Raw genomic sequence first — 11,923 nt, forward strand, 5'->3', positions numbered from 1 at the left:
TCTTATTCAGATAAAATACATTCATATGAAAAACTCCTTTTTCAACAGCGCCATCTTTCTTCTTTGGATAGTGCTTATACCCGGGTCCTGCAACCGTCAGTTTGATGAACCACCGCAGAATGCCGATCCGGAAATTGATGTCACGCTGTCCATTAGGGACCTGAAAGCCCGCTATGAAAAGAAGGGTGATTTCAAGCGGATCGATGATGAGCAGGTCATTTCCGGTGTCGTGATCGCTGATGACCGTTCGGGGAACTTTTATAAACAGATCATCATACAAGATGAGTCGGGCGGTATTCCTGTATTGCTCGATGCTAATAATGTTTACGCCCAGTATCCTGTTGGGAGGAGGATCTTTATTAAACTGAAAGGATTAATGTTAGGTGATTATGGGGGCACGATCCAGTTGGGTCTGGACTCTTCGCGATCCAGCGACGGCCGTTTTTTAAATATGGATGGCATTCCTCAACCGATGTTTGATGAGTTTATCGTCAAAGGCTCCTTGAACAACCTGGTCACACCTCAACAGGTGCAACCATCCGATATTTCCAATAACATTCAGGACCCGCTCATCAGCACTTTAGTACAGATCGATAATGCTGAGTTCAGAGACGCGGATATTACCAAGACCTACGCAGATGCTTCAGGAAATGTGAGCGCAGTGAATTACACCGTGAATACCTGCGCGGCGGAGCGTATAATTTTGCGTAACAGCAGCTACGCGCGATTCGCCGGATTAGACCTGCCCGACGGAAATGGCGTGTTGACGGGCGTTGCAGCCCTGTTCAACGATAAAGTACAACTATCCATCCGGGATACCGCTGATGTACAATTTTACAACGCGCGCTGTAACGGACAAATACCCGTGACTGAGCTGAAATCTATAGAAGCATTGAAAGCTTATGCCACCGGAGATTCATCCATTCCTGCGGGGGTGTTTATCAAGGGCGTCGTTGTATCCGAAGCAAAAAACGAGGCGAGCGGTAATTATCGCTTGCAGGATGCTACAGCCGGGATACAGTTGCGCTTCAAAAATAATCCGAATGCGGCTCCCGGAGACTCTTTAACCGTTACAGTCGGGGGGCTAAGTTTAAGCACCTTCAATGGCGGATTGCAGGTCAATAACGTCGAAAAGGGTACGCGTTCGGGAACAGGTCAGGTTACGCCGCGTGCCGCTACCATCGCTGAGATCATCAACAATAACCGTTTATGGGAATCTACTGTAGTGACGATTGGAAATGTGTCGATATCTACCGACTATTCCACCTCCAGCGGAGTGAATTATATTTTAAGCGATGCTACGGGGCAGCTGCGCAGCTTTGTAAGAAATGCCTCGGGGATAGTTATGCCTTCAAAATCGGCAAGTGTGACCGGTTATGTTTCAATATATCAATCGTCAACAAAGGGCGCACCACTTGAAACACAACTGACCTTGCGGAGCCAGGGCGATGTTGTGGGAGGCTTTGGCGGGCCCTTTTCAGTTATCTATGAGTTTACCGATGTAAAAAATTCAACCGGAACCACCGACCCCACTCCGCCGCCGACTGCAGAGGGGATAACCTTTGGAAAGTTTAATGCTGTAGGTGTGAGCGCCAACTCTTCAGCCTCCGGCAGGTTTTCGTTCAAGTCCTGGCCTGGAGGTGCAAAAGACGGAAGCGACGAATTCACAGGAACCATCGATCTGACAAAATACTATGAAGTAACGATTACGCCTGTATCGGGGACGACGATAGACCTTTCAAAAATCACATTCACCCTGCAGCGATCGAGCACCGGTGTACGACAGGTAAGTGTCCGGTCCGGCAAGGATGCTTACGCCGCTAATCTCCCTGCGATGGTCAGCGAAGACAATCAAAATATTTCAGTTATAGCTGATCATATTTTTCAATTCAAAGATGCCAGTACCACTGCGCAGGATGGCTGTAGCATTGAGCTGGGAGCGGCCTACAAGGGTGTCAGCAGCGCCGTTACTTTCCGAATCTACGGGTTCAATGCAGAAGGCGATGGAGGTTCTTTTAGCCTCGACGATGTGCGGTTTGAGGGGGTGGTGAAATGAAGCTCAAAGACTCCGCCTATGTTCATTTAAAAGACTAGTTTATGATTGAAAACATCATGTATACGTTTGACAAAAACTTCTTACGCTTGAACAACCTGGTTAGCTTATACAAAACGCTGTCAACCGGGAAAGGCCGAAAGGCCACAAACTCATTAGATATGTTGAGAGCAACCACAGTGTTGGCTCATGCTACACTTGAAGAGTATTTAAGGAATTTGTTAAGCTGGAAGCTTCCCCTGCAGGAGAAAGAAAAGATAAGTCATATTCCGTTGGCAGGAACGTCAGATATAGGTCGGGCGACAAAGTTTACCTTGGGGGATCTTGTCGCTTTTAGGGGGAAGAATATTGATTGGGTCATTACCTCTTCGGTTGAAGAATATTTGGGCACGGTTAGCTTTAACAATACTTCTGATATTGCGTCTGCTTTAAAAGGTATTTGCCTGACAGTGACATCTCCCATGCAAGAACTCTTTCCTGTTTTAAACGAAATGATTGCCAGAAGACACAATATTGTTCACAGAGCCGACAGGGATAGGAATATAGGTAGCGGGTATCACGCTATAAAATCAATCAGTGTGCAGAGAATTGAGCATTGGAAAAAAGCGATAGACAAGTTGGTATTTGAAATCAATAAAAACTTTATTAATTAAATTTGCGTATGGGAAAGTTTATCATCTTAAAACGTCCTAATGGTCATTATCATTTCAAATTGACAGCTGCCAACGGACAGATCATACTGAATAGTGAGAGCTATACAACGAAAGCAGCATGTAAGGAAGGTATTCAGTCGGTGATGAAAACTGCCCTTGAAGATTCAAATTTCATTCGCAAGACATCTCCAAAAGGGGGTCATTATTTTTATTTAAAAGAGCCAAACGGGCGCATTATTGGCGCAAGTGAGGCCTACGCAAGCGAATCCGGCAGGGAGAGCGGTATCTACTCTGTAAAGCTTAACGCCGGCACAGAAGTAGTCGAATCTATATGATGGAGGAGGGTATAAAAACAAACCTTTTCTCGATTAAATTCAATTCAAGTTCACCCTCTCTAAATGCAAAACAAACAATCCTGGCTCATTACCGGCCTTATTTTCGCCATCCTCTGGCCTTCCGCATCGACAGCAACTAAAATGGCCCTGACAGTTGCGCAGCCGCTGGTGGTAGCGGTATGCCGCTTTGGTATCGGTGCGGGTATCATGCTGTTTATATCGCATGTCCTTTTGCGAAAAAGAGTACCTAAAGGCAAAGAGTGGAAGCAGCTGGCCATTTACGGATTGCTGAACATCAGTATTTACCTGGGTATGTATGTCATTGCCATGAAAGAAGTAACGGCAAGTGTTGGAGCTTTGACCGTGGCTGCCAGTCCCGTTTTTATCAGTTTTTTATCGTTCTTCCTTTTAAAGAAACCTTTGAGTGTTCCCATCCTCCTGGCATTACTGGTATGTATTGCCGGCTTTGTCGTGGTGGCCTGGCCGTTGATCGGCGAGGCGACGGTAACCGTGAGGGGACTGGTCTTGCTGATCGTGAGCATGTTTTCCTATTCCATCGGCACGATCTATTTTTCTTCCAAACAATGGAACGATTTACACCTGCTCACTATTAACGGCTGGCAAACGCTGTTGGGAGGCTTGTTTTTGTTGCCTTTCATGTTAATAACCTATAAGCGTAGCGCTAATCATTTCGATCATAACTTCTGGATTGGCACCGCCTGGCTGGCCATACCCGTCTCCATTGTCGCGGTTTTATTATGGTTGAAGCTGATCAGGCAAGATGCCGTAAAGGCAGGCCTGTGGCTTTTCCTGTGTCCTATATTCGGAATCATCATCGCGGCGATACTTATGAAAGATACCATCAGTGTTTACACGATCGCAGGGGTCTTGCTGGTATTGACGGGGCTCGGAATCAGCCACTACGGCAAAAGAAAATTCAGGATGCCTTTCAGGCGTTATATTTTCCGCGACTAAACAAGGGGACAATCCTTTAATTTTACGGTTTACAATTTTATTATTTGGACAGCAGGAAGAACATATATTTTTTGTCAGACTTTCACCTGGGCGTGCCGTCGCATGAAGCAAGCCTGATTCGCGAGCAGCTGATCATCCGGTTCCTGAGCGAGATTGAATCGAAGGCGGCCGAGATCTTTATTGTGGGCGATATGTTTGACTTCTGGTATGAGTACAAATATGTGGTTCCCAAAGGCTATGTACGCCTGTTAGGCAAGCTGGCGGCCCTTTCTGACAGCGGAATCAAGCTTCATTTTTTTGTGGGCAATCATGACATGTGGATGAATGATTACCTGCAGCAGGAATTGAACATGCGCGTGTATTTCGAACCCCGGGAATTTGAATGGAATGGTAAAAAGTTTTTGGTAGGCCATGGTGATGGATTGGGACCCGGAGACAAAGGATACAAACGGTTGAAGAAAGTATTTCGCAACCCGGTATGCCAGTGGGCTTTTGGCGTTTTACCGCCCCAGATCGGGATGGGGGTTGCCAATTACATGAGCCGGCGCAGCCGTGCCAAGACGGGCACTTCCGAAGAAACCTTTTTGGGTGAGGATCGTGAGTGGCTGATTCAGTATTGCAAAGAACAACTGGAAAAGAAATATTTTGACTTTTTTATATTTGGACATAGACATTTGCCTATCGATTTTCGTCTGACTCCTGACAGCAGGTATATTAACCTGGGCGATTGGATCAGTTTTTATACCTATGCGGTATTTGACAGCACGGATGTGCAACTGCGGTCTTATGCTAATAATGAACATAAAATTATCCGGAACCATTGAAACTTCTCATAACCATACTTGCGCTGCTTTGCTACGGCGTTGCGCCCAAGGCCCAGGAACTGGTGCTGGGTCAGAAGCTCATGACCATTCCCGGTACTTATGCGTCTTTCTCCGTTGATAACCTCGACAATATTTATTTGCTGAATGCCACCAATCAGTTGAAGAAATTAAATGCTAGCGGCGACTCTGTTTCTGTGTTTAATAATGTAAAGAAATACGGGGAGGCAACGCTGGTGGATGTCTCTAACCCGGTAAAGATCTTGTTATACTACAAAGGATTTTCTACTGTAGCCGTACTGGATGGCATGCTGAATTTAAAGAACACCATCGATTTAAGAAGAAAAGGAATGTTCAATGTCACGGCGGTGGGCTTGTCTTACGACGGCAAGATGTGGCTCTACGACGATATGGATAACGTGTTGAAGAAGCTGGACGACGAAGGCAATGTTATTTTTAAGACGGCCGATTTTCGTCAGCTATTCGATCAGGCTTTGGCCCCTTCGAAAATATTTGACCAGAGCCAATATGTGTACCTGTACGACAGTTTACAGGGTATTTTCGTGTTTGATTATTATGGTACCTATAAAAACAGAATTGATATTAAAAAGTGGAAAGACTTGAGTGTGAGAGATGAGTTCATTTACGGCGAAGGAGATAGAAAAATTTACCGATACCATATTCCTTCGCTGAAGCTGGAAACGCTGTCTGTTCCTGCTGTCCTGGGAGATTACCGGCAGGTTTTTTTGAAAGAGAATAAACTCTATGTTTTAGGTAAAGATGGGTTAGAGATATATGGTGTAGGCGGGAAGTAGCATGTTTTGAGTTGAGACCTATGGACTGAGTGTCAGGTAAAAGCACTGTTTGTTACATCAGAAAGTTATATGCCCTTTCCAGCAATTTAGGGGCGTTTAGTTTTTTTTTAATAGAATAAATGGGTGCATAACATTTTAATCCTGGGCGTTGTTTACACTTTTTTCATGCTGCGAAAGGGACGGAGCCGGATCATGTGTGCCAATAAGAGCGATATGTCAAGCCGGTCTTTGTGGCTTCAGCGGCCCCGCACTAATTCCCGGCGCTGGTAGCACTTTCTGATCGGATGATTTGATTGGCGCTTGCATACAGAAACGGTCAGACGGAGACCGTCAGACCGGGTTAGGTAGGATTTCTTCCCGTCCGTCCCGGCACGGGCGGGCGCTTCGGTTCGCTTGAAATGTTCTGCTGAATAATATTCAAAAGGTTAAACAACTTCCTACTCTGCGTGCTCTGCGAACAAATCTTTGCGCGCTTCGCGGTAAAAAATCACATAAAAAGAAAAAATGTTATGCACCCGAATAAATCAATAGCATGCAGATATGGTTTCTTATCTTTTTTGCGTAATGCTGCGCCATCTTCCAGAAAAATTTGCTCCCTGTCCAGGTGGCATTTGACCCATGTTTAAATGTTAGGGATTTACTTATTTAGTGATTTTTATTATTAATTGGAGATTATAAATATCTTTGGGATCTGGATTCTAAGGACTTAAAAAATGATTCTATCCTTTCTGGATAAAACCTTCCCTGGACTCTGGATTTTCGCTACCAACAAACGAATAAGGCTTTTACTGAATAAGAAAAAGTCACCAACACAAACTGTTTACTTAACTAAAAACAACTACTTATGAGAAGGATGGTTTATCTACTGGCATTGTTAACTGTCATATTGCAATCTTGCGGCCCAACGGCTTCTATTTCATCAAATAAACGTGCAGACTACCAGAAGCAGCCTGATAAAATATATATAATGGCTACTATTCAGGAAGAAGCAAAAATGTTTGGCGGAAAATTTACTTCAGACCTTGCCACAGCGTTGAAGAAAAAGGGAATAGAGACTGTATATAGTATAAGAAATCCTTTGGCGTTGGAAACGGACGAAGAAGTGGAGGCTAAAATCTCTGCATATGATCCTGCTGCTCTTATTGTACTTAGACAAACCCGTGTTAATAGTGTTAACAATGCTATTAGCGGAGGTCTATTTGAAGTCTCAATAATTGAAAAGGGAGATACTAAGGTTGTTTGGAAAGGCGTTTTAGATATTTATTATGGGCCATTTCAGGACGAATTGGGAGCTGCCCGTAAGGGTGTCGAGGCGTTACTGAAGCGATTGGTAAGCGATGGTATTGTATCCGCAGCGTGCGTGTTTTGTTAATTAGTAAGGTCATAGATCTACTTTCATATACGGGTCATTGATCTAAAGCCGGTACTCCAGGTGTCAACCTAGTTGCTAGATGTGTTCTATCTGTTCCCCAGGCGAGTAGCATTGAAGTTATTTCTTTGGATGTCTGCAATATTCTTTATCTAAAAAAACAATACCTATCGTGTTGTAAAAAAGGCCGTATTCGACGCAACGCTGCTTCAAATACGGCCTTTTACTTTATTATCACGCACCTATTTCTTTACATCAAACCGATCCAGGTTCATCACCTTATCCCACGCTGCCACGAAATCCGTTACAAATTTTTCTTTTGCATCTTCACTGGCATACACTTCAGCAATGGCGCGGAGTTCGGCATTGGAACCAAAGACGAGATCCGCACGTGTTGCAGTCCACTTAGGCTGACCGGTTGCGCGGTCTTTCCCCAGATAAAGCTCCCGGTCTTCACTTGTCGCCGCCCACGCTGTATTCATGTCCAGTAAATTCACAAAGAAATCATTGGTCAGATGGCCAGGACGTTGGGTAAACACACCGTGCGCTGCCCCGTCAAAGTTGATGTTCAGCATACGCAGCCCTCCTATCAGTACGGTTAACTCCGGAGCGGTTAACGTCAGCAACTGCGCCTTGTCTATCAATAATGCTTCGGTTGAAGCGCCTGCAGTGGACTTGCGATAGTTGCGGAATCCATCTGCCAACGGTTCCATATGTACAAATGATTCCACATCCGTCTGGTCTTGCGAAGCATCTGTACGACCTGGCGTGAAAGGAACACGGATATCATGTCCGGCTTCTTTTGCTGCCTTTTCCACCGCGGCACAACCACCCAGGACAATCAGATCAGCCAAAGACACTTTTTTACCGCCGGTTTGCGCAGCGTTAAATTCTTCTTTTATCTTTTCTAATGTGGTCAACACTTTTTGAAGTTGCCCAGGATTGTTAACTTCCCAATCTTTCTGAGGTGTTAAGCGGATACGCGCACCATTGGCACCACCGCGCTTATCACCGCCACGGAAGGTGGAAGCAGAAGCCCAGGCTGTTGCGGCGAGTTGAGACACTATTAAACCGGAAGCAAGGATCTTCTCTTTCAAAGTGTCAACATCTGCTTCGTCCACTAACACATGATCTACTTCGGGTACAGGATCCTGCCAGATCAATACTTCTTCTGGCACTTCAGGTCCTAAATAACGGGCACGCGGTCCCATATCGCGGTGTGTCAGCTTGAACCAGGCTCTGGCAAAAGCGTCCGCAAAGGCATCGGGGTTTTCCAGGAACCTGCGGGAGATCTTTTCGTATTCCGGATCAAATCTCAGCGAAAGGTCCGTTGTTAACATGGTGGGTAAGTGTTTCTTATTGCTGTCAAATGCATCGGGGATGATCGCCTCCGCATTTTTTGCCACCCACTGGTGGGCGCCACCCGGGCTTTTGGTGAGTTCCCATTCAAAAGCGAAAAGGTTTTCAAAGAAGTTGTTGCTCCATTGTGTCGGGGTTTTGGTCCAGGTAACTTCCAACCCGCTGGTAATGGTGTCCGCTCCTTTTCCGCTGCCAAAGCTATTGCTCCAGCCAAAACCTTGATGCTCGATGCCTGCGGCTTCCGGTTCTTTACCCACGTAATCATCAGCCGGGGCGGCGCCGTGCGTTTTACCAAATGTGTGCCCACCGGCAATCAACGCTACTGTTTCCTCATCGTTCATCGCCATGCGTCCAAAAGTCTCGCGGATATCTTTTGCAGCTGCGATCGGATCAGGGTTCCCGTCGGGACCTTCAGGGTTTACATAGATCAATCCCATGTGCGCAGCAGCCAGCGGCTCTTCCAGTGTTCGCGAGTGGATCTTTCCTTTAGGGTCTTCGTCAGAAGATACTACGCCATGTCCTGCTACACCCGGCACACCACTGGCATACCGCTCTTCGTTGCCTAACCAGGTCTTTTCTGAACCCCAATAAACATCTTCGCTAGGCTCCCACACGTCTTCACGGCCGCCTCCAAAACCGAAGGTTTTAAAGCCCATCGATTCCAGTGCCACGTTGCCGGTAAGAATCATCAGATCCGCCCAGGATATCTTTTTACCGTACTTCTGTTTGATTGGCCATAACAGTCTTCTTGCTTTATCCAGGCTCACATTGTCCGGCCAGCTGTTTAACGGAGCAAAACGCTGCTGCCCCTGTCCTGCACCGCCACGTCCGTCATGCACCCGGTAGGTTCCTGCGCTATGCCAGGCCATCCGTATGAACAGACCACCATAATGCCCGAAGTCTGCCGGCCACCAGTCTTGCGAATCGGTCATTAATGCTTGCAGGTCTTTTTTTACTGCCTCCAGATCCAGGCTGTTGAAAGCTTCCGCGTAATTAAAATCCTTGTCCATGGGGTCGGACAAAGAAGAGTGTTGGCGTAAGATATGCACCTTTAACTGATCGGGCCACCAATCGCGGTTCTTCGTTCCCCCGCCACCGGCGCTCTGCTTCATGCTTCCGTTATGAAAAGGACATTTACTAATGTCACCAGAATGTTTTTCCATTTTTACAGTTTTAGAGATTTAAAGTAATATGTTTATATATAGTGAATCGCTGTAACACGACAAAACTATGACATATTAATTATAATGAAAATTGATTAAATCTATGTTTTGATAGTTTCTAACTATAGCTTTCAACTACAAATAAAAACCCGGCAACATTGAGCCGGGTTTTATTTGATTTTAATTAAATGACCTTAATCTTTCAACGCCTTCACGGTCTCTGAGTAGGACTTCTTGCCGTCCTTATCTACCTGTGCGACCCTGATAAACAGCGACTGATCGCCGCCTGGATCCAGTCCGTTATCTTTCTTGCTGCATGAAGTAAATAAAGCGATACCAAAGGTTATACAAAGAACACCTAACCCTACAACTCGCCTGTTTCTTCTTTTAAACCAGAAAGAACCGGCCAGGAGCAACAGGGATCCCACACTCATCAGGGCGCCCGCTCCGGCGGCCTCCATGCTGAATTCGTATTGCAGTGGCTGCGAAGAATTGCCATCAACGGCTTTTGAAGCAACTGTTCCGATCTTAGTGAATTTTTTGCCATCGGCAGAAGCTTCAATTTCGAAATGATCATTATTGGTTTCAGTAAGTGACTGCCAGTTGACGGTCAGGATGTTGTTCTGCACCCTCGCCGACAGGCTGCCAAATTTCACGGGAAGTGCTACGTTAAATGCTTCGTAAGCACCCATATTCACAATGCTGTTTTGTACGCGGGGGCTTCCGGAAACATCGGTAGTACCGTAATTGCTGGAATAGGCATTAGAGCCCGCATCGTTTGCCGGACTGCTGGGCCCTTGCAGGCTATAATTGCCTTCTGTAGTAGGTCCCGCAGTAGTGGCCGGCACCAGCGCGACGAACTGTGGATCAGCGTCGATGTTGTTTCCTCCATTGGTACCAAAGCCGGTTGCCCAGGCAGCGCTGCCTCCGCTACCCTGTACCAAAGAGCTGGTGAAGGTCATGCTGGACGAATTGATCACATTCGGGCCTGTAGTAGCATTGTTGCCATACACAATGGTGTTCCTGATCTGGGGTTGAAAGGTTGCAACACTTGTTCCGTTATAGATACCACCGCCGCTTGTTGCAGCATAGTTACCGGCGATGGTGGTATTGGTAAGTGTAAGGCTTCCGCCTGAATTGCTGGTCGTAACGTAAATACCACCCCCAGTTCTTGCGCTGTAATTTCCACTGATCACCACGTTATTCAAGGTGGGGTAGGCATTGTCCCTGTTGGAAATACCGCCTCCTTCCGAAGCCGATCTGTTGCCGCTGACAAAGACACGGTTTAAAGTAGGGCGAGCCGAATGATTCATGATACCGCCGCCACCATAACCGACGGTTGCGTCTGTTGCTGTGTTTCCAATAACTCTAACATCATTTAAGACAGGGTTAGCATTCAGGTAGTTATATAAACCGCCCCCTCTTCCGGCTGTATTGCCTTCAAAAAGCACACTGTTTAAAGTGGGGCTGGTGCTGTTATTGTAGATACCGCCCCCCGCGACAGCCGTGTTATTTCTGAAAATAACGTTAGTGAGAATAGGGTCTGAAGGACCTGCGCCACCCTGGTTAAACATAGCGCCACCATTTGCCGAACTGGAATTATTTTCAAAAGTGACGTTGTTTAAAGTGGGACTTGATGCGTTAATGTTATACATCGCTCCACCGTTGCTGGTAGCAACATTATTTCTGAATACCACATTGGCGAAGGTCGGGCTGCTATAGGCGTTATAATACCGGCACCGGTAGCTCCTCTTCCGTTAGCGATGATCAGGTTACTGAAGCTGGCATCACCATGAACAGAAGTGGCACCACCCAGATTGTTTTCTATGTTTCTGGCAGTAGTATTCGTCAGAAAAAACCCGTCCAGTACAGCAGCTGTTGATAACGTAGTGTTATTGCTGATCGTCGGGCTGCCGTTGCCGTTCAGGCGACTACTGTCGGCGGCGGCCGTTCCGATGACGCGCTGACTCAAAGAAGTTTCAGTGCCCTGGAAACTTCCATAGATTTTTACGCCTTCCTTCATACGCAGGAGAAAGGTTCCCGACGTGCGGGTGTAAGTGCCTTTTGCTACAAAGATGGAATCTCCCGCAGCGGATGCGGTGATCATCGTTTGTATACTGGCAGAGGCATTAGCCCAGGAGGAACCATCACCCGTGCCGGATGCGGTAGGAGCTACATAACGTTTGGTCTGCGCATTGGCAGCTAGGGTGCTCAGCATAAGGATGGAAAGGGCGAGCGGCTTGGCTTTGTCCACGATGGACAAGAGGCAATCACGGTACATGATTTAGGATTTAAAGTTTAAAAGGGCAATAAAAACACACGGTTAACTTCGGGCTTTCATTGATTTCAATCTAAAATTAAATCCAAAATCTGTAAAATC

At 46.4% G+C, this 11,923-nt stretch carries 10 protein-coding genes; 7 read left to right on the forward strand and 3 right to left on the reverse strand.

Annotated elements, in window-relative coordinates:
• The first annotated feature begins 25 nt into the window (after nt 1–25).
• The 7 genes from ACU37H_RS11955 to ACU37H_RS11985 all read left to right on the forward strand — a co-directional run bounded on the left by ACU37H_RS11955 (nt 26) and on the right by ACU37H_RS11985 (nt 7,024).
• Nucleotides 26–2,056, forward strand: coding sequence for a DUF5689 domain-containing protein (locus ACU37H_RS11955; protein WP_472704154.1), 2,031 nt, complete (start codon nt 26–28; stop codon nt 2,054–2,056).
• A gap of 41 nt (nt 2,057–2,097) precedes the next feature.
• The gene (locus ACU37H_RS11960; protein WP_472704152.1) at nt 2,098–2,706 is read left to right on the forward strand and encodes a hypothetical protein; all 609 of its coding nucleotides are present in this window, start codon (nt 2,098–2,100) and stop codon (nt 2,704–2,706) included.
• Between the two features lie 8 nt (nt 2,707–2,714).
• Nucleotides 2,715–3,041, forward strand: a complete 327-nt coding sequence (locus ACU37H_RS11965) for a YegP family protein (RefSeq protein ID WP_472704150.1) — start codon at nt 2,715–2,717, stop codon at nt 3,039–3,041.
• 63 nt (nt 3,042–3,104) lie between these two features.
• Nucleotides 3,105–4,016 carry a DMT family transporter gene (locus ACU37H_RS11970; RefSeq protein ID WP_472704149.1) on the forward strand — a complete coding sequence of 304 codons (912 nt, stop codon included), beginning with the start codon at nt 3,105–3,107 and terminating at the stop codon, nt 4,014–4,016.
• Between the two features lie 71 nt (nt 4,017–4,087).
• Complete coding sequence (locus tag ACU37H_RS11975; RefSeq protein WP_472704147.1) at nt 4,088–4,840, forward strand: UDP-2,3-diacylglucosamine diphosphatase; 753 nt, start codon at nt 4,088–4,090, stop codon at nt 4,838–4,840.
• Nucleotides 4,837–5,652, forward strand: coding sequence for a hypothetical protein (locus ACU37H_RS11980; protein WP_472704145.1), 816 nt, complete (start codon nt 4,837–4,839; stop codon nt 5,650–5,652). The genes ACU37H_RS11975 and ACU37H_RS11980 overlap by 4 nt, the downstream gene beginning before the upstream one ends.
• 844 nt (nt 5,653–6,496) lie before the next feature.
• Complete coding sequence (locus ACU37H_RS11985) at nt 6,497–7,024, forward strand: hypothetical protein (protein WP_472704143.1); 528 nt, start codon at nt 6,497–6,499, stop codon at nt 7,022–7,024.
• Between the two features lie 239 nt (nt 7,025–7,263).
• On the opposite strand, the gene katG is transcribed toward ACU37H_RS11985, so the two are convergent.
• The 3 genes from katG to ACU37H_RS12000 form a co-directional block, all read right to left on the reverse strand.
• Nucleotides 7,264–9,543 (reverse strand): catalase/peroxidase HPI, encoded by a 2,280-nt coding sequence (gene katG / locus ACU37H_RS11990; protein ID WP_472704142.1) that lies wholly within the window; start codon nt 9,541–9,543, stop codon nt 7,264–7,266.
• Nucleotides 9,544–9,737: 194 nt separating this feature from the next.
• Nucleotides 9,738–11,198: a choice-of-anchor Q domain-containing protein gene (locus tag ACU37H_RS11995; protein WP_472704140.1), complete on the reverse strand. Its 1,461-nt coding sequence runs from the start codon at nt 11,196–11,198 to the stop codon at nt 9,738–9,740.
• Nucleotides 11,165–11,824: a DUF1565 domain-containing protein gene (locus ACU37H_RS12000; protein WP_472704138.1), complete on the reverse strand. Its 660-nt coding sequence runs from the start codon at nt 11,822–11,824 to the stop codon at nt 11,165–11,167. The genes ACU37H_RS11995 and ACU37H_RS12000 overlap by 34 nt, the downstream gene beginning before the upstream one ends.
• Nucleotides 11,825–11,923: the final 99 nt, after the last annotated feature.

The organism is Niabella sp. ZPM-14 (assembly GCF_055693045.2).

Coding starts and splice junctions, on each gene's coding strand:
- ACU37H_RS11985 (WP_472704143.1), top strand. CDS start 6,497: ATGAGAAGGATGGTTTATCTACTGGCATTGTTAACTGTCATATTGCAA.
- ACU37H_RS12000 (WP_472704138.1), bottom strand. CDS start 11,824: ATGTACCGTGATTGCCTCTTGTCCATCGTGGACAAAGCCAAGCCGCTC.
- ACU37H_RS11970 (WP_472704149.1), top strand. CDS start 3,105: ATGCAAAACAAACAATCCTGGCTCATTACCGGCCTTATTTTCGCCATC.
- ACU37H_RS11955 (WP_472704154.1), top strand. CDS start 26: ATGAAAAACTCCTTTTTCAACAGCGCCATCTTTCTTCTTTGGATAGTG.
- ACU37H_RS11960 (WP_472704152.1), top strand. CDS start 2,098: ATGATTGAAAACATCATGTATACGTTTGACAAAAACTTCTTACGCTTG.
- ACU37H_RS11965 (WP_472704150.1), top strand. CDS start 2,715: ATGGGAAAGTTTATCATCTTAAAACGTCCTAATGGTCATTATCATTTC.
- katG (WP_472704142.1), bottom strand. CDS start 9,543: ATGGAAAAACATTCTGGTGACATTAGTAAATGTCCTTTTCATAACGGA.
- ACU37H_RS11995 (WP_472704140.1), bottom strand. CDS start 11,198: ATGTATAACATTAACGCATCAAGTCCCACTTTAAACAACGTCACTTTT.